A 24,432-nucleotide genomic window follows, 5' to 3' on the forward strand; every position below is an offset into this window, starting at 1 on the left:
GCGAGGGTGATTTCGGGAGCGACAGCCGCTAGAAAATGAGCAGGAACAGACGGAGAAGAAAATGGACGTGAAGGTAGAAAGACAAGGACTGTGCCCGGTGGTTCACGGCGCCACCAATGTGAGCATGCGGTCGAATCGTGACTGGTGGCCGAACCAGCTGAACCTCAAGATACTGCACCAGAATTCGTCGCTTTCGGATCCGATGGGCAAGGCATTTGATTATGCCGAGGCATTCAAGAAGCTCGATCTTGACGCGCTGAAGAAGGATCTCACCCAACTGATGACCGACAGCCAGGAATGGTGGCCGGCCGACTTCGGCCATTATGGGCCCCTCTTCATCCGCATGGCATGGCACAGCGCCGGCACCTACCGCACCGGCGACGGCCGCGGCGGCGGCGGTACCGGCCAGCAGCGTTTCGCACCGCTCAATGCCTGGCCGGACAATGTCAATCTCGACAAGGCGCGCCGGCTTCTCTGGCCGATCAAGCAGAAATACGGCGACAGCATCTCATGGGCCGACCTGATGATTCTCACCGGCAACGTCGCTCTGGAATCGATGGGCTTCAAGACGTTCGGCTTTGCCGGCGGGCGGGCCGATGTATGGGAACCGGAGGAAGACGTCTATTGGGGCTCCGAGGAGACCTGGCTCGACGACAACCGCTATTCGGGAGACCGCGTCCTCGAAGATCCGCTTGCCGCCGTGCAGATGGGCCTGATCTACGTGAACCCGGAAGGGCCGAACGGCAATCCCGATCCGGTTGCCGCCGCCAGGGACATCCGCGAAACCTTCGCCCGCATGGCGATGAACGACGAAGAGACGGTGGCGCTGATTGCCGGCGGCCACACTTTCGGCAAGACACATGGCGCCGGGGATGCCGGGCTGGTGGGCGCCGATCCCGAAGCGGTCGGCCTGGCGGCGCAGGGCCTCGGCTGGAAGTCGAGCTTCGGCAGCGGCATGGGCGACGATACGATTGGCGGCGGTCCCGAGGTCACATGGACCACGACGCCGACAAAATGGTCGAACAACTTTTTCGAAAACCTGTTCGGCTACGAATGGGAACTGACACAGAGCCCGGCCGGCGCCAAGCAATGGGTCGCCAAGGATGCTCCTGAATCCATCCCCTACGCGCATGACCGGTCCAAGCATCGCAAGCCGATGATGCTGACGACGGACCTTTCGCTGCGTTTCGATCCCGAATACGAAAAGATCTCGCGCCGGTTCTACGAGAATCCGGACCAGTTCGCCGATGCGTTCGCGCGCGCCTGGTTCAAGCTGACCCATCGCGATATGGGCCCCAAGACCCGGTATCTCGGTCCGGAAGTGCCGTCCGAGGATCTGCTGTGGCAAGACCCGATCCCGGCCGTCGATCATGAGCTTGTCAACGCTACCGACATTGCCGGGTTGAAGAGCAAGATTCTCGAGACCGGCCTGACCGTCTCCGAACTGGTCTCGACCGCCTGGGCGTCGGCAGCCACCTTCCGGGGCTCCGACAAGCGTGGCGGCGCCAATGGCGCCCGCATCCGGCTGGCACCAGCCAAGGACTGGGCGGTCAACCAGCCTGAACAACTGGCCAAGGTGCTGGTGACGCTCGAGGGCGTTCAGAAGGCTTTCAACGATGCCCAGTCGGGCAACAAGAAGGTCTCGCTGGCCGATCTGATCGTGCTCGCCGGTGGTGTCGGCGTCGAGAAAGCTGCCAAGGCCGCCGGCCACGAAGTCGAGGTGCCATTCACGCCGGGTCGCATGGACGCCAGTCAGGAACAGACGGACGAAGAGAACTACGCGGTTCTCGAGCCGGTCGCGGACGGGTTCCGCAACTACCAGAAGACCCGGTTCACGATCCCGGCGGAGGAGTTGCTGATCGACAGGGCGCAGCTCCTGACGCTTACGGCGCCGGAAATGACGGTTCTTGTCGGTGGCCTGCGCGTGCTCGGCGCCAACCATGGCGGCTCCAGGCAAGGCGTCTTTACCGATCGGCCAGAGACGCTCACCAACGACTTCTTCGTCAATCTGCTCGACATGGGTACGGTCTGGGAGCCGGTGTCCGAAGAGGAGGAGGAGTTCGAGGGTCGTGATCGCAAGACCGGCGAGTTGAAGTGGACCGCCAGTCGCGTTGATCTCGTTTTCGGCGCCAACTCGCAGCTTCGGGCACTCGCGGAGGTCTACGGCCAGGACGATTCGAAGCAGAAGTTCGTGGCCGCTTTCGTCGCGGCCTGGACCAAGGTAATGAACGCCGATCGTTTCGACCTCGCCTGACGAGGACAAACGAACTGCTGCAGAAACGGGCGCGGAACAATCCGCGCCCGTTTCTTCATCAGCCGATATTTCCCTTGTTCACTGTCCAGCCACTCGCTAGGAACCGCCGATCGGGTAGCCGAATCGGGAAAACCGGAATGCGTCTTGGCGGAAGGCTCGCCGCAGCCATCGAAATCATCGAGGAAATCCAAGCACGTCACCGCCCGGCCGCGGACGCGCTGCGCGAATGGGGCCTGTCGCATCGCTTCGCCGGCGCCGGCGATCGCGCCGCAATCGGCAACATTGTGTATGACGCCCTCCGTCGTCGCCGGTCGGCCGCATGGCTCTTCGGCGAGGAAACCTCGCGCGCCCTGGCTTTCGGTGCCCTGCTGCTGGAATGGGGTCTCGTTCCGGACGCGCTTGAGGCGCAACTGGTCGACGACCGTTTCGGGCCGCCGGCCTTGACCGCTGTCGAGCGCAACGCCATTGCCGCCAACGGACTCGACCATGCACCCGGTGCGGTGAGAGGCGACTGCCCGGACTGGTGCGTAGAACAGTTGCGCGAGGCTTTCGACGACGAATGGATCGCCGAGGCTGGCGCGCTGGCCTCGCGTCCACCTCTCGATCTCCGTGTCAATCCGTTGCGGGCGAAGCGCGAACGCATCTTGCAGGAGCTATCGGATACCGGCGCCTTGCTTTCTGATCTCGCCCCGCACGGGATACGTATTGCGCCGATCGAGGGTAGCGGACGCCATCCCAATGTTCAGGCAGAGCCCGCTTACCGCAAGGGTTGGTTCGAAATCCAGGACGAGGGTTCTCAACTGGCCGCCGAGCTTGCCGGCGCCAGGCCCGGAATGCAGGTGCTCGACTATTGCGCCGGGGCAGGCGGCAAGACGCTGGCGCTTTCGGCTGCGATGGAGAATAGCGGACAGATTTTCGCGCACGATTCGGAAAAGCAAAGGCTTGCACCGATCTTCGAGCGGCTCAAGCGTTCCGAAAGCCGCAATGTACAGGTGATGGCGCGACACGACGAACTGCAGTCGCTGGCCGGCCGGATGGACCTCGTGCTCGTCGACGCGCCGTGCAGCGGATCGGGAACCTGGCGCCGGCGTCCGGATGCCAAATGGCGCTTGACGCCACGCCAGTTGGAAGTGCGGCTTGCCGAGCAATCCGACATCCTCGATCTGGCATCCGCTTACGTCCGACCGGGTGGCCGGCTCGCCTATATCACCTGTTCGGTCTTCGCACAGGAAAACCATCACCAGATCGAGGCGTTCCTGTCGCGCCATCCGCAATTCTCAGCCATCGATCACGAAGGTCTTTGGGACACCAGGTTCCCTGGCCATGCCGCGCGCGCCCGCATTGACGCCGCGAAGGGCATCCTCCTGTCGCCGCTTCGTTCGGGGACCGATGGTTTCTTCTTTTCGATGCTGCACAAAGCAGGCTGACCGCCCGGCTCGATCCGATTTGTTGCGGTGCAACAAGATCGATTGCGTTGCGAAATCGCTTTGCGATAAGCTTCAGCAAGCTAGCCGAAGGAGTGAACGATGGCGGCAATGATCGTCCCGCAGGACGGCTATGAGGAGCGTGTCAGATCCAGCTTCGCGCGCCAGAAGGCGATGACAGCGATCGGCGCCGAACTGACACGGGTGACGCCCGGCATGATCGAGATCGAATTGCCCTACGATGACAAGCTTACGCAGCAGCATGGCTTCCTGCACGCCGGGATCATCTCGACCGCTCTCGATTCAGCTTGCGGCTATGCGGCCTTTTCACTGATGCCGGCGGACGCCGCGGTCCTCACCATCGAGTTCAAAGTCAATCTCCTAGCGCCAGGCAAGGGCGAACGTTTCCTGTTCCGCGGCTCGGTGACCAAGCCGGGTCGAACGATCATCGTTGCCGACGGCCAGGCCTATGCCTTTGACGATGGCGGCGAAGCCAAGCTCGTCGCCACGATGACCGGCACCATGATGACCGTCCAGGGCCGCGAGGGGATCGCGGGCTAGCGGTCATCCGCCGGCGCCGCCTCTCGCGCCCACTGGCATGTCTTCCAAGAGTTGCCGAAGCGCGAGCCCGCATTTCTGTGTGTGCAAGGCTGCTCTGCCACGGTGGCCATTGCGCGCATGCGCTTTTCCGCATAGTCCCCTTGCATGACAGAGACCGCCCATCCCGATACCGTCCTCATCATCGATTTCGGCAGTCAGGTTACCCAGCTGATTGCCCGGCGAGTACGCGAGGCCGGGGTTTATTCCGAAATCGTTCCGTTCCAGTCTGCTGCCGAGGCTTTTGCCCGCATAAGGCCGAAGGCGGTGATCCTTTCCGGCAGCCCGGCCTCGACGATCGACATAGGCTCGCCGCGAGCGCCGAATGAAATTTTCGCAGCTGGCGTCCCCGTTCTTGGCATCTGCTACGGCGAGCAGACCATGTGCGCCCAGCTCGGCGGCAAGGTCGAGGGCGGACACCATCGTGAGTTTGGTCGCGCTTTCCTTGAGGTGAAGCAGGAGTGCAGGCTGTTCGATGGGGTCTGGCCCGCCGGCACGCGCCATCAGGTCTGGATGAGCCATGGCGATCGCGTGACCGAACTGCCGCCCGGTTTCTCTGTTGTCGGCACGTCCACCGGCGCGCCTTTCGCAGCCATCGCCGATGAAGCCCGGCGCTTCTACGCCGTGCAGTTTCATCCTGAGGTCGTGCATACGCCGGACGGAGCCAAGCTGCTCAGCAACTTCGTCGTGAAGATTGCCGGGCTCAAGGGGGACTGGACGATGGCTGCCTATCGCGAGCAGGCGGTAGCTGCAATCCGTGCCCAGGTGGGAGAAGGGCGGGTTATCTGTGCACTGTCCGGAGGCGTCGATTCCTCCGTCGCCGCGCTCCTGATTCACGAGGCCGTCGGCGACCAGCTGACCTGCATCCTTGTTGACCACGGTCTGATGCGCAAGAACGAGGCTGCCGAAGTGGTCGAGATGTTCCGGCGTCACTACAACCTGCCGCTCGTCGCGGTCGACGCATCGGACCGCTTCATCGGCGCGCTTGAGGGTGAGGCCGATCCGGAAAGAAAGCGCAAGACGATCGGCCGGCTCTTCATCGAGGTTTTCGAGGAGGAGGCAAAGAAGCTCGGTGGCGCCGATTTCCTAGCTCAGGGCACGCTCTATCCGGATGTCATCGAAAGCGTGTCCTTCACCGGCGGACCCTCGGTCACCATCAAGTCGCACCACAATGTCGGCGGCCTGCCCGAGCGCATGAACATGAAGCTGGTCGAGCCGCTGCGCGAGCTCTTCAAGGACGAGGTGAGGGTGCTCGGCAAGGAACTTGGCCTGCCGGAGAGCTTTATCGGTCGCCATCCGTTCCCGGGTCCGGGACTGGCGATCCGCTGCCCGGGGGGGATCACCCGCGACAAGCTCGACATTTTGCGCGAGGCCGACGCGATCTACCTCGACGAGATCCGCAAGGCAGGGCTCTACGACGCTATCTGGCAGGCCTTCGCCGTGCTTCTTCCGGTGCAGACCGTCGGCGTGATGGGTGACGGCCGCACTTATGAGTATGTCTGCGCGCTACGGGCCGTCACCTCGGTCGACGGCATGACCGCCGACTTCTACCACTACGACATGGAGTTCCTCGGCCGCGCCGCTACCCGGATCATCAACGAGGTACGCGGCATCAACCGCGTCGTCTACGACGTCACATCGAAGCCGCCCGGCACCATCGAGTGGGAGTAACCCAAGTCGTATCGAGCTTCCGGCTGATGTCGTGGCGCTTGGCCGGAGCCCGCGCGCGTCCTCCATGTCGTAAGGTTCGGCGGACCGCGATGCGCCGATGAACGGGGCCGTGATGCCCAGAGTGGTGCCGAACTGGGTACGTTTTCGCCTTTCCCGAAGGCGCGCGTTGGATCACCTACGGATCGCCCTCAAGCCGCTTCGGCGACAACGCCGCGGACTCCAGACAATGTTCGGCAAAGATATCCGATGGCGTGCCGTCGACCATGAGTTCGGCGGCTAGGCGACCGAGCGCCGGCGATGTCATGATACCGAAGCCGCCCTGGCCGGCGAGCCAGAAGAAACTTTCGGCCTTGCCCGAATAGCCAACGACCGGTGCCCGGTCTGGCGCGAAACTGCGCAGCCCGGCCCACGAATGGGCGACACGGCGCACCTGCACCGTGGTCGCCTGCTCCAGATACCAGGCTGCGTAGGCGACGTCGATTTCTTCGGCCTGCGCATCGTATGGATCCACCGGCGTCTCGTCGGAGGGGGAGACGAGCAGACGGCCGGCCTCCGGCTTGATGTAGAACTTATCTCTGACCTCGCTGATCTCGGGCAGGCTGCCGACATCGACCCCGTCCGGTGCGTCGACGGTGATGGCGGTACGGCGCAGCGGCTGGATGCCAAGAGCGCCAACGCCGCAGACTTGCGCAACCGTGTCGGCCCAACCGCCGGCCGCGTTGACAATTATGTCGGCGCGCACTTCCCCGGCGCCTGTGTCGAGCACCCACTGCTTGCCTTGGCGCGCGACGGACAAAAGTTCGGCGCGGTTGAGAATTTCGGCCCCGGCGACACGCGCGCCCTTTGCGAAACCCTGCAGCAGGCTATCGGCCTCCATGTCCCAGCACTCGGGGTCGAAGAAGGCCGCGGCTACGTATCCGGGATTGAGGATCGGGGCGCGCGTTAATGCCTCTTCGACCGACAGCATTTCCAGATCCGGGCTGGTGGCGCTCTCGCCGGCGAATATTTCCTGCAGCCGCGTTCTGTTCTCGGCATCGGCGATCACCAGATTGCCGCGGGGCTTTAGCAACCCGATCTCGGCGAAGCCGGCGGGCGGCTCCGTTAGGAACCGGTAGCTGATCTCGGCTAGCTTGCCGACGGTGGGCGTATGGAAGCGTCGAGAGAACTCAGCCGCTGAGCGTCCCGTCGAGTGGTAACCGAGCGCCTCTTCGCGTTCGAGTACCGCGACCGATCGATGCGGCGCCAGGAAGTACGCCAGTGACACGCCGGCAATGCCGCCGCCGATGATCGCGACGTCAACTTTGCGCGACATCCGGTTCTCCCATGAAAAACGTGCGTCTATTGCGCCGGAACGGGCGGCTGCACGAGGTCCCTCAGATAGGTGTTTACGTCCGCCGAGGCGGCATAATCACCGGGGCGCATGTCGGCGATCAGAAGCTTTTCGCCACGCGGACCTGCCAGCACGAGCGTGCCGCCATCGGGCGCCGCGACATGCGAAAGCCCGGCATAACTGAACAGCCGGTCCGAACCGCAGTGATTGGCATAGGCGACGAACACCTGGTTCTCGAAGGCGCGCACCGAGATCATTCGGTCGGCGATGAACCGAGCGTGGTTGCTGGCAGGCAATGCCGTCGGAACGACGATCGCCTTGGCGCCGGCAAGCGCCAGCCGTCGCACGTTTTCGGGAAACTCCACATCGTAGCAGATGAGCACGCCGAGCCTCATGCCGCCGACATCGAAGGTGACGGTCGACGGCGGCGCGGGACGGAACAGGGAGCGTTCATAGTCGCCGTAGAGATGCGACTTGCGGTAGACACGTGATTGAGCCTTCGGGCCGACGACAGCGGCACTGTTGTAGATGTTGCCTCCGTCGCGCTCGGCAAAACCGGCCACGATCGCGATCTTCGCCTCAGATGCGATCTGGCGTAGCCGGTCGATCTGCGGACCGGATGCGGGCTCGGCAAGCGAGCGAATGGCCTCGCCGGCACCGTATCCGATCAGTGCCAGTTCCGGCGCAACCAGCAGGCTGGCGCCGGCGCCGTAGGCGTCGTGCGCCGCCGCGGCGATACGGTCGAGATTGGCCTCGACGTCGCCGGCAACGGCGCGCAGCTGAAGGGCCGCGATACGCATCACTTGCCGTCCGACAAGGCGCCGAGCAGCTTCGGCAGGTCGCCGAAACGGGCGATCAGGGCAAACACCACCGCTGCGACCACAACGAAGAAGATCGAAACCGAGGCCATGGTGGGCGTGTAGCCGTAGCGGAGCGCGTTGAAGATCTTGATCGGCAGCGTCTCCACGGTGAAACCGACGGTCATGTAGGCGACGATGTATTCGTTGAGCGACAGCACAAAGGCAAAGGCGAAGCCGGACACGATGTAGGGCAGGATCAGCGGCAACACGACGGTCCTGAGCACGATGCGGTCGTCGGCGCCCATCGTCGCCGCCGCCTCGACCAGCGAGCGGTCGATCGACGAGAAGCCCAGCGACAGCGTGACCAGCGGCAGGGTGACGAAGAAGATGGCGTGGCTGATCACCGCCGTCCAGGCCTGTCCGTAGAAGCCGAGTGTCGCCCAGAAGGTGAGCATGCCGAGTGCCGTGATGACGGGCGGCAGGATGAAAGGCGCCAGTCCCAGCACCTGAAAGATGTTGGCCCAGGGCGCGATGCGGCGCCACAGAAACCATGCCAGCGGGAAGGCGATGGCGACAGCCAGCGCCGCCGCGGTCATCGCCAGCACCACCGAATTGATCAGCGCGCTGCGCCAGCCGGAATCGACGAATATCTGTGCATACCATGCCAGCGAGAAGCCCTCTGGCGGAAACGTCAGCGACTGTTTCTCGTTGACCGAGACGCCGGCGACGACGACCAGCGGAAGAGCCAGGAACAACGCGACAGCCGCGAGGTACAGTCTGGAGAGATGCCTGCCCATCACGCGGTCTCCTTCCGCCCGAGATAGAGCGTCAGCGCCACCAGGGCCAGCGAGATCAATACGAGGAAGACCGCCATCGCCGCGGCGAACGGCATGTTGGACTGGTAGATCGCCTGGTCGGTGATCAGCACCGAAAGCGTCCAGTGCTGCGGCCGGCCGAGTATTTGCGGCAGCAGGTAAGAGCCAAGAGCAAACACGAAGACCATGATCAACGTGGCCACGATGGTGTTGCGCAGGGCCGGGACCACGACATTGAAGAACGCGCGTGCCGGCGACGCCCCCAGCGTGCGCGCCGCCTCAAGAAGCGTCGGATCGAGGCGCACGATCGCCGGGTACAGCACCAAAACCGTATAGGGCAGCGCCTGGTAGACCATACCCGTCAGCACCGCGCCGAAGCCGGGCAGCAGCGCCCGCGGGGCCTCCATCAGGCCGATCGCGACGAGCAGGTTGGTCAGCCCAGCCGTGCGCGAGAAAAGCGTCGACCAGGCAAAGCCGATGATGACCTCGGAGAGCGACAGCACCGAAAGCAGCCCGACCAGCCAGACGATTTGGACGCGGCGCGAGGCGCGGGCGAGCAGGTAGGTGAAGGGAAAACCGATGGCGACACAGCAGACCGCGACCATGATCGCCAGCATCAGCGAGAAGCCGAGCACCCCGCCGAAAAACGCGGAGACAAAGCGCGCATAGTTGTCGATGACGAAATCGGGTGTGTAGAAGCCTCCCTGCTGGCGGCGGAAGAACGACACGGCGATCATCGTGGAAAACGGCACCACGAAGAAGACGATCAGCATCAGGGCCGGAAAGGCGATCGGCGCGTAATCGACCAGCGTCCGGGGCGGTTCGCGTCTCATTGCTTCAACACCACGCAGGATTCCGCCGGCAGCGAAACGCCGACCTCGTCGCCGGCGACCGTCGCGGTGCGCTCGCGCGGCGTCGTGACGGCAACGATGGTCTTGTCGCCGATCTCGACAAATGTCTCGATGGTGCCGCCGAGATCGCGCACGAAGTTCACCCGGCCGGTAAACGCACCCTGATCCTTGGCGACGAGCCGCACGTCCTCGGGGCGCACCGACACGAGCGCCTTGGTCGCGCCGTCGGGAAGCTCAATACCGGGCAACGCAGCGTCGAAGGCGGTGGCGCGGCCAGCGCGGTCCGCCTCGATCTCGATCAGGTTGGTGGAGCCGATGAAATCGGCGACGAAGCTGTCGGCCGGGCGGCGGTAAATTTCCACCGGCGACGCCGCCTGATGGATGCGCCCCTGGCCCATGACGACAACGAGGTCGGCCATGGTCATGGCCTCGCGCTGGTCGTGGGTCACGACGATGGTCGTGATGCCAAGCTTTTCCTGCAACTGGCGCAATTCTACCTGCATCGCCTCGCGCAGCTTGGCGTCGAGGGCCGAAAGCGGCTCGTCGAGCAGAAACAGGCGCGGTGAAAGAGCCAGCGCCCGAGCGATCGCGACGCGCTGGCGCTGGCCGCCGGAAAGCCGCGAAACGGGGCGGTCGGCGTAGCCGGGCAGGTGGATGAGGGCCAGGAGTTCCTCGACGCGCTTTTTCTGCGCCTCGCGCGACTGGCCGCGAATGCGCAGCGGATAGGCGATGTTCTCGCCGACATCGAGATGCGGGAACAGCGCCAGCGACTGGAACACCATGCCGAAATCGCGATTATGGGTGGCGACCGGCGTGATGTCCTTGTCGTCGAGCAGGATCGCTCCCTCGCTCGGCTCTTCCAGTCCGGCGATCATCCTCAAAAGCGTGGTCTTGCCGCAACCCGACGGACCGAGCAGGCAGACGAAGGTGCCATGCGGAACTTCGAGGTCGACATTGTCGACCGCCTTGAAGGTGCCGAACCGTTTTGAAACCTCGCGAAGTGCCAATCCCGACATGGTCAACCCTTCCATAGCCGCAGCCTCGGCGCGGTGGCGCATTAGATGCTTTCCGGGCGGGAGAGGAACGAAACCCGCTGGGGTGGTTCCCCTCCCGGATGCGCTTTTCGGGCAGGCGGCAGTGGGCATGCCGCCGCCTGCGAACCCCGTCTAGCCGACGATCAGTTCGGTCCACTTCTGGTTCAGCCAGTCGGACTTGCTGGTGTAGAGATCGTAGCGGGGAATGATCGGTTCGATCTCGGAGGAGACGGACGCGAATTCCTCGTCCGTCATGTCCAGCGCGCTGCGCTTAAGAGTAGGCGCGGTACCGACCTTGAGCGACATCAGCTTCTGGATTTCCGGCTGCGACATGTAGTCGACGAAGACGTGCGCCTCCTCGACCTTCCCGGATGCCTTTGACAGGACCCAGTTACCCGAATCCTGAATGCCGCCTTCCTTGGGGAAGGTAGAACGGACCGGGTGGCCGTCGGCTGCTGCAAGGCCTGTGACGTCATGGTAATACTGGCCCATCGGGATTTCGCCGGACTTGAGCGCTTGCTCGAACTGGGCTTCGTCGCGGTACCAGAGCCTGACATTGGGCTTGACCTCGGCGAGCTTCTCGAATGCCTTCAACAGGCCTTCCTCCGTGTCGAGCGCGTCCGTGCCGCCCATGAAGGTCTTGGCGGTCACCTCGAGCAGGAAAGAGTTGGAGACCAGGGCGAGCAGCCCGAGCTTGTCCGCGTTGGCCGGGTCCCAGAGCGCGGCCCAGCTGTCGGGCGCTTCGGGATAGGCGTCGGTGTTGCTGACCAGCGTGATGTACCACGCCACCGCGCCGATACCGGCGACACGGCCATCCTCATACTTCGATACGAAATGCGGCAGCAGGTCGTCGTAGTTGGCAACCTTGGCGGGGTCCAGCGGCGTCCACAGTTCCGTTTCCTGACCCTTCAGGGTCGACGTCTGCGACATCATCGAAAGATCAGCCGGCGCCTGGCCGGCACGGGCCGCCTGTTCGAGTTGCACCAGCCATGCCTCGCCCGTGGGCTCCGCGATCGACTCGACGGCGATGCCGGACGCCTTGGTGAATTCCGGGAAGATGTTCTTGTCGAAGGAATCCTTGAAGTAGCCGCCATAGACGCCGACCTTGATCGAGCGGTCCTGCGACCTCAGGATCGATGGCATGGCGAGCATGCCGGCCGTCGCGACGCCGGCACCGAGCACGGCGCGCCGACTCACCGAATTGCGAAGAAATCCGTTCATTCTCGTTCTCCTCTGTCTTTGCCGGACACCCGGCGTTCCCGTTCTTCGTTGGATCGTAGCTCTATCAATCGGCCTTTGCACCGATGGAAGGGCTGAACACCATGAGGCTCAGGATCTCGAACAGAACCTGGGCACCGGCATGCGCGGTATTGCTCGTGGCGTCGTATTGCGGCGCGACCTCCACGACATCGCCGCCGACGAGGTCGATCCCCTTGAGGCCCCGGATCAGTTCGAGAATCTCGCGCGTCGAAGGGCCGCCGATCTCCGGCGTGCCGGTTCCGGGCGCGAAGGCCGGGTCGAGGCTGTCGATGTCGAACGAAAGGTAGACCGGTCCGTTGCCGACCACCTTTCTCGCTTTTTCGATAATCGCTGGAATGCCCATCGCAGGCATTTCCTCGGCGTGGATCACGGTCATCCCGCTTTCGTGGGAAAACTCCCACAGATATTCCGCCGAACCACGAATGCCGATCTGGATGGTGCGCGTCGGATCGAGCACGCCGTCGAGCACCGCGTTGCGGAAAGGCCCGCCATGATGGAACTTGGTGCCGTCGAACGCACCGCCTGTGTCGCAGTGGGCGTCGATATGGATCATTCCCACCGGCCGGTCCCTCCCCACGGCCTTCAGGATCGGATGTGTGATCGAATGATCGCCGCCGACCGAAAGCGGCGCGACGCCGGCATCGACGATGCGGCGGATATGCGTCTCGATGTCCTCATGACTCTGCTCGAGGCGGTAGCGGCTACGGAACGGCACATCGCCGATGTCAGCCGTTCTGAGGTCGAACACCGGCGCGCAGTCGAGGACGTGATTGTAAGGGCCGATGCGTTCGATCGCGCGCAAAGAGCGCGGGCCGAAACGCGATCCGTTGCGGTTGGTGACGCCGAGATCCATGGGAATCCCGACGATCGCCACCTGCAGGTCGCCGAAATCGGGCGTCGCCGGATCGACCGCATGATAGGGCGCGGCCAGGAAGGTCGGAACGCCGGCATAGGGCGCGAGGCGCGTGCCACTGGCGGAGAAGATCTTGTCGGCGACGCGGCGGAACCTCGGGTCGAACAGTTCGCCGCCGTGGCTCTCGCCATACTTGTCGCGCAGCGCGTCGAGCCTTGCCCTGTCCCATGCCATAAGCGCCATCTCCCTTCACGACCGGAAAATTGTTGCTCGACTGGATTGAAAATTCAATTGATATTGTTAAGCAATACAATGTGAGAATAACTCACACAGAGATGCAATTATGGCTGCGCGACTTCCTCCACTCAATCCGCTGCGGGCCTTCGAGGCGACCGCCCGGCATGGCTCGCTGACCAAGGCGGCCGGCGAACTCTGCGTCACCCATGGAGCGGTGAGCCACCAGATCCGGGCGCTGGAGGCTTCGCTTGACGTCAAGCTGTTCGACCGGGTGGGTCAGCGCCTCCGATTGACGCCGCACGGCGCCGAACTCCTGCCCGCCGTGTCGTTTGCCTTTGAGTCGATTGCATCGGCGACGGCGCGCATGACCCGGCCGACGACCACGGGGACGCTGGCGGTGACCTGCGTTCCGGCATTGCTCTCCTACTGGCTCATTCCCAGGCTCGACGGCTTCACCTCGCGCTATCCCGAGATCGAGCTCACTCTCCATGCCGCCAACGATCCCGCGCTGCTGTCTTCCGCCGAAACCGACATCTGCATTCTCTACGGCGACGGCAACTGGCCCGACTTCTGGGTTCGCCCATGGTCGAAGCTCGATCTCTTTCCCGTCGTCAGCCCGACGCTTGCCAACACCAAGCCGATCCGCAGCATTCGCGATCTCGGCGAACACACGCTGCTGCACGCCGATGACGGGCGCGAATGGCATAATTGGCTCGCCCATGCCGACGCGGTGGAAATCGCGCGCGGCCGCCAGCATCACATGAGCGACGCCCGCCTGTCGATCGAGGCGGCGGTGCACGGCCACGGCGTGGCGCTGGGCGACACGGTCACCGCGTCGTCGCTGCTGGCCCGCGGTCTGCTCGTAGCGCCATTCAACCTCGCGGTCCCGGCTGTGGATGCTTTCTATGTCGCCTGCCGCCACGAGGCGCGGGCCGCGCCCATCGTGAGGGTATTCATTGACTGGCTCTTTGCCGCCATGCAGGACGACGGCGCGCGGGCAGAGCCGCATGCCGCCGCCCAGAAGTTGTTGCGACGCACCGCCTCGCAGTCGAGAAGCAAGCGCCGCGACGAGCCGCCCGGTCAACGCGCGCGGTCGAGAGCCGGCAAGGGAGCCGTAAGCAGGCCATGAGGGTAAATTCGCTTGTCGCAAATCTGGCGACGCCGCCGGTCCCGGAGGTGCAACGCTGGGCCAAAGCTTACGATGGCGATCTAGGACCGGTTATCGACCTTTCGCAAGCCGTGCCCGGCTATCCGCCGCATCCCGACTTGCTTGCCTGGCTCGCGGAAGCCGCCGGCTCGGCCGCCTGCGCCGGCTATGGGCCAATCGAAGGAGAGGCGCCGCTGCGCCACGCCTATGCGAGCCACCAGGCCGAGCTCTTTGGTGCCGATCTCGCCGCGGCCAATGTGCATATCACGTCCGGCTGCAACCAGGCTTTCGTCACCGCCGCCATGACTGTCGCCGGCGCCGGCGACAGTCTGTTGCTTACCAATCCCTGCTATTTCAACCACGAGACCACGCTTGCCATGCTCGGCATCGGTGTACGTTACGTGTCCTGCACCGCTGCGAACGGTTTCTTGCCCGAACCGGAGGCCGTCGCGGCGGCGATCGGTGACGACATACGCGCCTTGGCGCTGGTCTCGCCCAACAATCCGACCGGCGCCGTCTATCCGCCGGACCTGCTTTCGGAGCTTTTCGATCTCTGCGACCGTCGCGGCATCTGGCTGATCCTCGACGAGACCTATCGCGACTTCCTGCTGCCGGGCGAAGGGCCGCCGCACGGCCTGTTCTCACGGCGAGGTTGGGAGAATACGTTCATTTCGCTCTACAGCTTCTCGAAGTCCTTCTGCATTCCGGGCCACAGGCTCGGCGCCGTGACCGCAGGTGAAGGGATCGTTGGCCATGTCGCCGGGATCATGGACAACCTGCAGATCTGCGCGCCGCGGGCGCCGCAGGTGGCCGTGACGCGAGGCCTTCCGGCCCTGACGGGATGGCGCGAGGCAAATCGGCGCGAGATCGCGGCGCGGGCGGATGTACTGCGCGACGTGATGGCAGCTGCGCCAGGCTGGCGGCTCGATGCGGTGGGTGCCTATTTCGCCTTCGCCCGCCATCCGTTTTCCGGCAAGGATTCGCGAGAGGTGGCCGAGGCGCTGGCGCGCAAGGCCGGTGTTTTGACGATCCCTGGCGGCTTCTTCGGCGCCGGCCAGGACGACTACCTGCGCATCGCATTCGCCAATGCGGATGCCGATGGATTGCATCGGTTCGCTGATCGCCTGACGCGTTTCTCGCTCTGATATAGGGCGGGATGATTGCCTTCGTCCATTGCGCGCGGCCGCTCAACACCGGCGTGGCGCCTTCAGGTTTCGGTGCAGGTCGAGTGTCGTTCCCGGGGACGCCACCCACGCGCCAAAAGGCTACGCCGAGTTGTCGCGCGACAGCCGACGGGGTGGGTGTAAGCGTGCCGCAGCGACGCTCAGGTCACGATGATCGCCCTGAAATCGTTGACGTTGGTCAGTGTCGGACCGGTGATGACCTGGTCACCCAGTCTGGCAAAGAATGTGTGGGCGTCGTTGTCGGCCAGCGATGCTGCCGGATCGATCCCGATGTCCCGGGCGCGCTGAAGGGTCGACGGCGTGATGATGGATGCCGCGATCTCGTCGCCGCCATCGACTCCGTCGGTGTCTCCGGACAGGGCATAGATGCCCGCGCGTCCATCGAACTCGATCGCCAGCGCCAGGGCGAACTCGGCATTCGGGCCGCCGACGCCTTTGCCCGTTCGTGTGACCGAACATTCGCCGCCGGAAATGATCACGAGCGGACGGCCGCTGTCCGCGGCTTCATTCGCGATGGCGCGCATCTTCGCCGCATGCCATTTGGCCACCTCACGGGCTTCGCCTTCGATCGCATCGCCCAGATTGACGATCCTCGCCCCTTCGGCGCGCGCCAGTTCCGACGCAGCTTCCAGCGACTGCGACGGTGCCGCGATGATCTCGAAGCTGGTGCGCGAAAGTTCGGGACTGCCCGGGTTCAATGACGACGGATCGCTACGAAGATGCCGTAGCACGTTGTCGGGAGGGTCGATCTTCCACCTGGCCAGGATTCGCAAAGCATCCGCCGCAGTGGTGACGTCGCCGACCGTCGGGCCGGATGCGATCGAGACAGGGTCGTCGCCAGCCACGTCGGAGATGGCAAGGGTGTGGCACCGTGCGGGGTAGGCGCGGGCCGCAAGACGCCCGCCCTTGACCGCGCTCAAATGGCGCCGCACCACGTTCATTTCGCCGATCGGCGCACCGCTGGAGAGCAACGCCTCGTTGACCTGCTGCTTTTCTGCAAGGGTGATGTTGCCGGCCGGTTGGACCAGCAGCGCGGAACCACCGCCCGAGATCAGGACGAGTGCCAGGTCGCCTTCACCGAGGCTGTCGAGGATATTCAGCATCTCGCAGGTTGCTTCATGGCCACGCTGATCAGGAACCGGATGGGATGCGCTCCTGAGCGTGATCCCGCGCAGCGGCCGTTCGTAGCCGTCGCGTGTGATGACCAGACCGCTGCAAGGGCCCCAAGCGTCTTCAACCGCCTCGGCCATACGAGCGCTGGCCTTGCCGGCCCCGACGACGACCGTGCGGCCGCTCGCGCGTTCGGTTAGCCTATCCGCAACCACGCGCATGGGGTCGGCGGCAGCCACGGCCGCACCGAACATGCGCTTCAAAAGATACAAAGCCTGCGCCTCTTGCATCGAGGCTGTCTATGTCACGAGGGAAGCGGCTTGGAAATGGGATACCTGTGAAGTCTGGGAAAATGCGTTTCTCACAGCGTTTGCCTCACCCTTGTGGGACGCCAAGCGTGCGTTTCGCGTGGGCCGCACGCCAGCCTGCCGAGATGGGCGCGATCAAAGGGCGATCCACGCAGTCTTGAGGTCGACGTATTTGTCGAGCGCGTGCAACGATTTGTCGTGGCCGTTTCCGGATTGTTTGACGCCTCCGAGCGGCACGGTGCCGTCTGCACCGCCATAGGTGTTGACGTGCACCACGCCTGCCTTGATGGCCGCGATCATGCGATGCGCACGCGACAGATTGCTGGTCCAAACCGCGGCAGCGAGGCCATACGAGGTCGCGTTGGCCTTGCGGATGGCGTCCTCCTCACCGTCGAACGGCATTATCGCCAGGACCGGGCCGAACACCTCCTCGCGCGCCAGCGTCATCTCTGGCCGCACCGCGTCGAAAACCGTGGGCGCCATGTAGAAGCCGCCCGTTTCTTCCAGGATGCGTTTCCCGCCGGTCTTCAGGCTGGCGCCCTCCGAGGCGGCCCTTTCCACATGCAAGAGATTCTTCGACAACTGCTCGGCGCTGTTGATCGCCCCCGCCTCGCTCACGAGATCGAGAGGGTCGCCGACCTTCATGGCCGCTGCGATGGCGCCGACCTTTTCCGCAAGGGCTTCGTGGATCGAGCGTTCAACGAGAAGCCGCGAGCCGGCGACGCAGACCTGGCCGGAATTACGGAAGATGCCATGCGCTGCGATCCTGGCGGCCTGGTCCAGATCGGGTGCGTCGGCGAAGATGATATTGGGCGACTTGCCGCCGAGCTCGAGGTAGATGCGCTTGAGGTTAGAGCGGGCGGAATATTCGAGCAGGCGCCGCCCGATGCCGCCCGAGCCGGTGAAGGCGAGCACGTCTACATCCATGTGAAGCCCCAGCGCCTCTCCGGCGACCGCGCCGCGACCTGTCACGACATTGAAGACGCCCTCCGGCAAGCCGGCCTCGACGCAGAGTTCGGCCAGTCGCAGCAGCGTGAGTGAAGCCGTCTCGGCTGGTTTCAGAACCACCGAGTTGCCTGCCGCAAGCGCCGGGGCGATTTTCCAGGACCCGATCATCATCGGGAAGTTCCACGGCACGATTGCGCCGACGACGCCGACCGGTTCGCGGTGGATCAGGCCGAGGAAATTGTTCGCGGTCGGCGCGATTTCGCCATAGACCTTGTCGATTGCCTCGGCGTAGTAGCGGAACGTGCCGGCCGCACTTCCGGGTTCCGCCTTCAGCGCCATCGAGATCTCCGTGCCGTTGTCGCGTACGCCAAGTACGGCCAGTTCCAGCGCGTGCTTCTCGACGATGTCGGCTATCCGGTGCATCACCTTCTTGCGGTAGGCTGGTGCGGCGCGCGACCAGATACCTCGATCGAAAGACGCACGGGCGGATTTCACGGCCCGGTCGACGTCCGAGACTTGCGCGTCGGCGATGGTCGTGAGCAGGCTGCCATCGATCGGCGAGATCACGTCAAGCGTGCCGCCGGCCATCGCCGGATGCCTGTCGCCGTCAATGAACAGGAACTGCGCTGCGATCTTTTCGGTCCGAAGCCGGTCAATTGCCGTTTGGTCGCTCATGGAGGCCTCTGCTGGTGTCGATACCTTGCTTGCGCGCCCGCCACAGCGACCAGATGTGAACCACGAGAACGAGCACGATCATGGTGAAGATCGTGCCGGCGATGGGACGGTCGATCCAGTCGAGCGGCGACTGGATGCGGGGCAGGGAGGTGCGGAAGCGTTCTTCCATGATACGGCCGAGCACCATGCCGAGGATGATCGGTACGACAGGCAGCTTCAGACGCTTCAGCACCAGGCCCAGCAGTCCGAAAACGGCCGCCACCGCGCAGTCTGTCGCCGAGTTGCGCAGCGAATAGACGCCGACGAAGGAGAGCGTGAGAATGGCCATTCCGAGAAAGCGGTTGGGGATGGCGATCACCTTGAGAAGCGGCTTCGTCGCGAACATGAGGAAGCCGAGTGCGAGGATGTTGAGGACCAGCAGACACAGATAAAGCGCGAGGACGAAATCCATCGAATCGCGGAAAAGCCCCGGCCCGGGGACGACATTGTGGACGTAGAAGACCGACAGCATCATTGCCGTCAGAGCCTCGCCAGGTATGCCGAGCGCGAGAAGCGGGATCATGGCCGCTGCCGGCACCGCGTTGTTGGCGGCCTCGGACGCGATCACGCCCTCCGGCGCCCCGTTGCCGAAGCGCTCGGGGGCCGGCGAGGTCTTTTGCGCCAACGTGTAAGAGAGGAACTGGGCGGTGAACTCGCCGACGCCCGGAATGATGCCCATGATGGTTCCGAAGCTCGCGGCAGGCAGAACCACGCGCGGAAAGCGGAAGACTTCGCGCAGGCCACGGAACAGGCCACCGCTGACCTGCGGCGCAGTATTGCCGGAATCGCGTCCCGACAACAGTAGCAACGCCTGCGAGATGGCGAAGAGGCCAAGAACCACAACGATCAGGTCGATACCGGAGGCAAGCCAGCTCTGGCCGAACGTGAAACGCGATGAATAGCGAACGGGCTCTAAGCCTACGGTCTGAAGAAAGATGCCGAAGGAAAGGAGCGCGCCGGCAGCAAGATTTTGCCCGCGATGCGCGATCACGACAAGGATCATGCCCAGCAGGCAAGCGAGAAAAATCTCGCGCGAGCCGAACAGTGGCGCGACCTTGGCGAGAAACGGCGCCAGCACCATCAGGCAAACGACGGAGAAGACGCCTCCGCAGAAGGAGGCGCCATAGGCCAGCGACAACGCCCGCGCACCTTCACCTTTGCGCGTCAGCGGGTAGCCGTCATAAGTGGTCAGCGCGTTGACCGGTGTGCCTGGCGTGTTGATCAGTACTGCGGGGATCGCGCCGCCGAACATGGCCGAGCCGTAGATGCCGAGCAGCAGCGTCAGTCCGACAATCGGCTCGAGCGCGAAGGTGACGGGAAGCAGGATGGCGATGGCGATCGCCGGCCCGACGCCCGGAATGGCGCCAATGATCACGCCGCCGACCGATCCGATCAGCAAAGCCGCAATCACGTCGAGCCGCAGCAGGATATCGACGCTGGCGAAAAGGACATCCATGATCATTCAGAGGTAAAGGATCATGAAATTGCGCAGCGCAGGCGGCAGGAACTCGTAAATTGCGCCGCCTGGGATCCGCACGCCCAGGAAGGACTTGAAGACGACAACTGTCGTCGCTCCTGTCAGCAGGGCGGCGGCAAGTGTTGCCGGCGACCGGTACCCCAGCCTCAGTGTCAGAGCTCCCGTGAAGACAAGCGTTGTCGGGAAGTAGCCCGTCTGCGGCACCAGCCAGACATAGACCATGAACCAGCCGACATATTCGGCCGCGCCGAGCCACCGGCGTACCTCGCCCAGCGTGCCATCGGCGCTGCGCTCCCGGTTGCGGCGCAGGCAGAACCATAGTTCGAGCGCGCCGAACCCGGCCATGGCGGTTATCGCGACCGTCGGCCAGAAGGCAGGTTGCCGGACGACATCCAGGCGCTTCGCCCATTCCGTCTGCCATGGGATGTTGGCGGCCAGGAACAGAGCGAAGCCGAAAGATGCAACAGCGAAGACAAGCTGGGCGCCGTGATGGGGCGGCGCGTCGGTATCGGCAACACCATTCTCGTCACGATCGTCGGTCATCGCCTGAACCGCCTTGTCCGGTATCGATGACAACAGCGGTCCGCGCGGTGCGGAACGCCGCCAAGTTCAGTTCTCCAGGATGCCGCCGACTTCCCCGACGGTTTCGATGTCGGCGTTGATCTGTGCGGCGGAGTTTTCGGCGTCCTTCCAATAGATCTGAGCGCCGGTTTCCTTGGCGAATTGCTGAGCGCGTTCGCTGGCGATCGTCTCCTTCGCCGATGCTGCGATCTTCTCGCGTATGTCCGCCGGTGTGTCCTTGTGCACGAAAAGGCCGTTCCACAGCGATATGTCGAGTTGCGGATCGAGCTCACTGACGGTCGGCGTGTCGGGCGCGGTGGAAATTCGCTCCCCGGTGACAGAGGCCAGCAATGTGACCTCGTCCAGGCAGGGCAGGATCTGCTGGATCGTCGTGTTCATGACGTCGACATCGCCGGAGGCCAGAGTATTGCAATCGAGCGCGTCGAAGCCGGCGTCGGATGCATAGGAAAAACCCATCTTCTTCGCGAGCGCCAGCGTTGCTTGCGTCGGCAGCAGGAACGCGCCGAAATGACCAAGGACAACGTCGTTCGACTTGGCGTAATCGGCCAGTTCGCCCATCGACTGGTAAGGCGCATCCTTGGAGGTCGCGATCACGAACGGGTAGGTCAGGAAGATGCCGACCGGTTCGAACGGGTTCGGGTTCAGCTCCGGAATGCCGATTTCGGGACCAATGACCGGCACATCGACGACAAAGGAGCCTATCGTGTAGCCGTCCGCCGGTGCATTCGCCACCTCGACCGCGCCCGGGAACGGGCCTCCGCCTCCGCCGGGCTTGTTCACGACTGCGGCCGCCTGGCCGTATTTGGCCTGAAAGTCTTCGGCGATCATGCGCGTAAGGACGTCTTCCAGGTCACCCGGCGGGAAGGGCACGATGAAGCTGACCGGCTTTTCCGGATACTCAGCTCTGGCCACGCCGGCAGCCGCGAGGGCCAAGGCGGCACCCGCAAGCAGAACGCCTGTCAGTCTTTTCATGATGTCCTCCTGTGTCGCAAACGATCCTCGTTCGCTTGTTCCCGGTGGTTCATTATTTGAACTCTAGTTTCAAATATAGACTTGCAAATCGCTATCCTTGCTGTCAACCTGAATCTACGGGTGACGTCGCAGCCAATGGGAGGAGTGTTTGAGCACGGTCGGCAAGGCGATTTCGCTGCTGGATCTGTTCACTGTGGACGAGCCGGAACTCGGGCTCAGCGAGATTGCGCGCCGGGCTTCCTTCGACAAGGCGACGACCCGGCGTCTTCTGGTTTCGCTAACCCACGCCGGCTTTGTCGAACAGGATGCGGAAACGCGCCACTACCGGCTGGGGCCCGGGCTTACGCGGCTTGCCCGCATTCGGGAGGCGCGGTTCCCGTTCCTGCAGATCGCCCTGCCGTTTGTTCGCGAACTTGCTGCCGAGTCGGCGGAAACCGTCCATCTTTCGGAGGCGGGCAACGGAACGTTGCTGACCATTCATGTCGAACACTCGGCGCGCGCCAACAGGATCAATGTCAACGTGGGCGAATTTCTGCCGCTGCATTCGACGGCCTCGGGTGTCGCATACCTGGCGCACATGCGCGGGCCGGCGCTGAAAGCAGCACTCTCCGGGCCGCTGCAGCCGCACACACCCCGGACCATCACCGATCCGGCAACGATCATGAAAGCGATCGAGGTCACGCGCAAACGCGGGTATTCGATGAGTGACCAGGGCTACGAGGAAGGGGTATTCGGCGTTGCCGCGGCGGTTCTGGGGCCCGACGGCTACGCGATTGGAACGCTGGCAGTCGCGGCACCCGTCGTGCGCACGTCCAAAGCCGCCGCCAATGAGCGCGGCAAGGCGGTCTCGGCGGCCGCGCGCCGCATCACCGAACAGCTTAATGGCGAAGTCTTTGATGCTCTGAGCAGCAGGGCGCTGGCATGAGTGCGGGAGCTGGCAGTGGGGAACGGTCTCCCAGGATCCTGGTGATCGGGACCGGCGATACCAAGGCCGACGAACTCGATTTCATGCGGGCGAAGGTCGCGGAGGCCGGCGGCGTACCACTCATGCTCGATGTCAGCGTGCTCGGTGATCCGCCCTATCTTCCCGAGCATGACAAGCATGCGGTCGCGGCCGCCGCCGGCACGACGATCCCCGCAATCGTTGCCTCGGGTGACGAAAACAGCGCCATGACACTGATGGCCGAAGGTGCGGCCCGGTTGACGAAACGGCTTCACGATGCGGGCGAGATCGACGGGTTCATCGCTCTCGGTGGCACCATGGGGACCGATCTGGCGCTGGATGTCGCGCTTGCGCTCCCGCTCGGCGTGCCCAAATTCGTCGTCTCGACGATCGCCTATTCGCACCTGCTACCGCCTGAGCGGATTGCCACAGACCTGATGATGATCCTTTGGGCCGGCGGGCTCTACGGGCTCAACTCCACCTGCCGGTCAGCGCTGTCTCAAGCCTGTGGAGCTGTTGTCGGGGCGGCACGGGTCGGCCGAAAGCCTGACGTCGACCGGCCGGTCGTCGGCATCAGCTCTTTGGGCAAGAGCTGCCTGACCTACATGGTCGACCTGAAGCCTGCACTGGACAAACGTGGCTACGAGACCGTCATCTTCCATACGACGGGCATGGGCGGCAGGGCCTTGGAGGCGATTGCGGAGCAACGCGGCTTCGCGGCAGTGATGGATTTCAGCCTCCAGGAACTCGCCAACCACCTGTCGGACTCGGTTGTGACGTCCGGCGCCGACCGCCTGGAGAATGCCGGCCGTGCGGGCGTGCCCCAGATCGTGGCGCCGGGCGCTATCGACATGGTCGATATTCCGGCTTGGCAGCCGGTACCGGAGCGTTTCGCCGATCGTCCATATCATGCCCACAACAGGCTGCTCGGCTCCGTCACCAGCGATGCACAGGGCCGACGCGCGATCGCGCGGGCGATCGGCGCCAAGCTTGCATTGGCGCGGGGACCCACTGCCTTCATCCTCCCGACAGGCGGCATCCAGCAATGGGACCAGGAGGGCGAGCCACTCCACGAGCCTGATGCCTTGCAAGCCTTCGTCGAGGAAATGCGGCGCAGTGTGCCCGGCAACGTCGCGCTGCACGAGATTTCCGGCCACATCAACAGTGCCGCCTTTGTCGACAAGGCCCTTTCTATCTTCGACGCCTGGGTAACGGAGGGTATCGTCCCGCCCGGTGTCACCCGTGGGGCGGCTTCGGCATGACCTCTCCACAGGCGCTCGTTCTCGATTTCGGCGGCGTGGTGACGCGGACCCTGTTCGAGACCCATGACCTGACCGAGAAGGCCCTGGGCTTGCCCGCGGGCGCGCTTGCCTGGCGCGGCCCCTTCGCGCCCGACAGCGACGACCTTTGGCGGGCGATGCAGGCCGACGAAATCAGTGAGCGCGAGTACTGGCGTCAACGTACCGGCGAGGTCGGCCGTATGGTGGGCGAAGAGTGGGATCGGATGGAGATTTTCGTGCAGCGGGCTCGCGGTGCCGACCCCGAGGCCGTGATCCGCCCGGAGGCCGCGCGCGCCGTTCATGTCGCCAGTGCGGCGGGCGTGCGGCTGGCCATCCTTTCCAACGAGCTTGACCTCTTCTATGGCGCGGAGTTTCGCAACCGGTTGCCTTTGCTGTCGCTGTTCGAGGTCATCGTCGATGCCACCTACACCGGCATCCTGAAACCGGACCCGCTTGCCTATGCCGCCATCACCGACGCGCTGGAACTGCCGGCGGAAGCTTGTGTCTTCGTGGATGATCAGAAGCGCAACGTCGACGGCGCTATGGCGGTCGGCATGCGTACGGTCCATTTCGACGTTCGTGAACCCGGGCCGTCCTTTGCCAGGGCTCTGGGCCAGTTCGGCCTCGCGGCGTGACAGACA

21 protein-coding genes are annotated in these 24,432 nt (G+C 64.0%); 9 read left to right on the plus strand and 12 right to left on the minus strand.

Features of this window, described 5'->3' with window-relative positions:
- Positions 1–61: 61 nt before the first annotated feature.
- The 4 genes from katG (at position 62) to guaA (ending at position 5,946) form a co-directional block, all read left to right on the plus strand.
- A complete protein-coding gene (gene katG, locus FQ775_RS00820) occupies positions 62–2,254 on the plus strand; it encodes a catalase/peroxidase HPI (protein WP_146299028.1) in 2,193 nt (730 codons plus the stop codon).
- Between the two features lie 137 nt (positions 2,255–2,391).
- Entirely contained in the window at positions 2,392–3,681 is a 1,290-nt protein-coding gene (locus FQ775_RS00825) for an RsmB/NOP family class I SAM-dependent RNA methyltransferase (protein WP_146299029.1), read from the plus strand.
- Between the two features lie 99 nt (positions 3,682–3,780).
- Positions 3,781–4,239: a PaaI family thioesterase gene (locus FQ775_RS00830; RefSeq protein WP_146299030.1), complete on the plus strand. Its 459-nt coding sequence runs from the start codon at positions 3,781–3,783 to the stop codon at positions 4,237–4,239.
- A gap of 144 nt (positions 4,240–4,383) precedes the next feature.
- Positions 4,384–5,946, plus strand: coding sequence for a glutamine-hydrolyzing GMP synthase (guaA, locus tag FQ775_RS00835; RefSeq protein WP_146299031.1), 1,563 nt, complete (start codon positions 4,384–4,386; stop codon positions 5,944–5,946).
- A 175-nt stretch (positions 5,947–6,121) separates the two neighbouring features.
- Here guaA and FQ775_RS00840 read toward each other — a convergent pair whose 3' ends face one another.
- The 7 genes from FQ775_RS00840 to speB all read right to left on the minus strand — a co-directional run bounded on the left by FQ775_RS00840 (position 6,122) and on the right by speB (position 13,123).
- On the minus strand, positions 6,122–7,258 hold the full coding sequence (locus FQ775_RS00840) for an NAD(P)/FAD-dependent oxidoreductase (RefSeq protein ID WP_146299032.1): 1,137 nt from the start codon (positions 7,256–7,258) through the stop codon (positions 6,122–6,124).
- Between the two features lie 26 nt (positions 7,259–7,284).
- Positions 7,285–8,079 (minus strand): carbon-nitrogen hydrolase family protein, encoded by a 795-nt coding sequence (locus tag FQ775_RS00845; protein ID WP_167812719.1) that lies wholly within the window; start codon positions 8,077–8,079, stop codon positions 7,285–7,287.
- Entirely contained in the window at positions 8,076–8,873 is a 798-nt protein-coding gene (locus FQ775_RS00850) for an ABC transporter permease (protein ID WP_146299034.1), read from the minus strand. The genes FQ775_RS00845 and FQ775_RS00850 overlap by 4 nt, the downstream gene beginning before the upstream one ends.
- Positions 8,873–9,724: an ABC transporter permease gene (locus FQ775_RS00855; protein WP_146299035.1), complete on the minus strand. Its 852-nt coding sequence runs from the start codon at positions 9,722–9,724 to the stop codon at positions 8,873–8,875. The genes FQ775_RS00850 and FQ775_RS00855 overlap by 1 nt, the downstream gene beginning before the upstream one ends.
- Complete coding sequence (locus FQ775_RS00860; protein WP_146301885.1) at positions 9,721–10,758, minus strand: ABC transporter ATP-binding protein; 1,038 nt, start codon at positions 10,756–10,758, stop codon at positions 9,721–9,723. Before FQ775_RS00860 ends, FQ775_RS00855 begins: the two co-directional genes overlap by 4 nt.
- A 150-nt stretch (positions 10,759–10,908) precedes the next feature.
- Complete coding sequence (locus FQ775_RS00865; protein ID WP_146299036.1) at positions 10,909–11,997, minus strand: ABC transporter substrate-binding protein; 1,089 nt, start codon at positions 11,995–11,997, stop codon at positions 10,909–10,911.
- Between the two features lie 64 nt (positions 11,998–12,061).
- A complete protein-coding gene (gene speB, locus FQ775_RS00870) occupies positions 12,062–13,123 on the minus strand; it encodes an agmatinase (protein WP_146299037.1) in 1,062 nt (353 codons plus the stop codon).
- Positions 13,124–13,232: 109 nt separating this feature from the next.
- Between speB and gcvA the strand changes: the two genes are divergently transcribed.
- A complete protein-coding gene (gene gcvA, locus FQ775_RS00875) occupies positions 13,233–14,255 on the plus strand; it encodes a transcriptional regulator GcvA (RefSeq protein WP_146299038.1) in 1,023 nt (340 codons plus the stop codon).
- Positions 14,252–15,418, plus strand: coding sequence for an aminotransferase (locus FQ775_RS00880; RefSeq protein WP_146299039.1), 1,167 nt, complete (start codon positions 14,252–14,254; stop codon positions 15,416–15,418). The genes gcvA and FQ775_RS00880 overlap by 4 nt, the downstream gene beginning before the upstream one ends.
- A gap of 179 nt (positions 15,419–15,597) precedes the next feature.
- Here the strand turns inward: FQ775_RS00880 and FQ775_RS00885 are convergent, their stop codons facing one another.
- From FQ775_RS00885 to FQ775_RS00905, 5 genes are all read right to left on the minus strand, one after another.
- Complete coding sequence (locus FQ775_RS00885; RefSeq protein ID WP_146299040.1) at positions 15,598–16,857, minus strand: glycerate kinase type-2 family protein; 1,260 nt, start codon at positions 16,855–16,857, stop codon at positions 15,598–15,600.
- 153 nt (positions 16,858–17,010) lie between these two features.
- On the minus strand, positions 17,011–18,498 hold the full coding sequence (locus FQ775_RS00890; protein ID WP_146299041.1) for an aldehyde dehydrogenase: 1,488 nt from the start codon (positions 18,496–18,498) through the stop codon (positions 17,011–17,013).
- The gene (locus FQ775_RS00895) at positions 18,476–19,993 is read right to left on the minus strand and encodes a tripartite tricarboxylate transporter permease (protein ID WP_146299042.1); all 1,518 of its coding nucleotides are present in this window, start codon (positions 19,991–19,993) and stop codon (positions 18,476–18,478) included. Before FQ775_RS00895 ends, FQ775_RS00890 begins: the two co-directional genes overlap by 23 nt.
- 6 nt (positions 19,994–19,999) lie before the next feature.
- Positions 20,000–20,557 (minus strand): tripartite tricarboxylate transporter TctB family protein, encoded by a 558-nt coding sequence (locus tag FQ775_RS00900; RefSeq protein ID WP_146299043.1) that lies wholly within the window; start codon positions 20,555–20,557, stop codon positions 20,000–20,002.
- A 66-nt stretch (positions 20,558–20,623) separates the two neighbouring features.
- Entirely contained in the window at positions 20,624–21,568 is a 945-nt protein-coding gene (locus FQ775_RS00905) for a tripartite tricarboxylate transporter substrate binding protein (protein ID WP_146299044.1), read from the minus strand.
- 148 nt (positions 21,569–21,716) lie between these two features.
- Between FQ775_RS00905 and FQ775_RS00910 the strand changes: the two genes are divergently transcribed.
- Genes FQ775_RS00910 through FQ775_RS00920 form a run of 3 tightly spaced genes read left to right on the plus strand, consistent with a single transcriptional unit; the run spans position 21,717 to position 24,426 of the window.
- Complete coding sequence (locus FQ775_RS00910) at positions 21,717–22,493, plus strand: IclR family transcriptional regulator (RefSeq protein WP_146299045.1); 777 nt, start codon at positions 21,717–21,719, stop codon at positions 22,491–22,493.
- The gene (locus FQ775_RS00915) at positions 22,490–23,773 is read left to right on the plus strand and encodes a Tm-1-like ATP-binding domain-containing protein (RefSeq protein WP_146299046.1); all 1,284 of its coding nucleotides are present in this window, start codon (positions 22,490–22,492) and stop codon (positions 23,771–23,773) included. The genes FQ775_RS00910 and FQ775_RS00915 overlap by 4 nt, the downstream gene beginning before the upstream one ends.
- Positions 23,770–24,426 (plus strand): HAD family hydrolase, encoded by a 657-nt coding sequence (locus tag FQ775_RS00920; RefSeq protein ID WP_146299047.1) that lies wholly within the window; start codon positions 23,770–23,772, stop codon positions 24,424–24,426. Before FQ775_RS00915 ends, FQ775_RS00920 begins: the two co-directional genes overlap by 4 nt.
- Positions 24,427–24,432 lie beyond the last annotated feature (6 nt).

This window comes from Nitratireductor mangrovi (genome assembly GCF_007922615.2).
Classification (GTDB): Bacteria; Pseudomonadota; Alphaproteobacteria; order Rhizobiales; family Rhizobiaceae; genus Mangrovimarina; species Mangrovimarina mangrovi.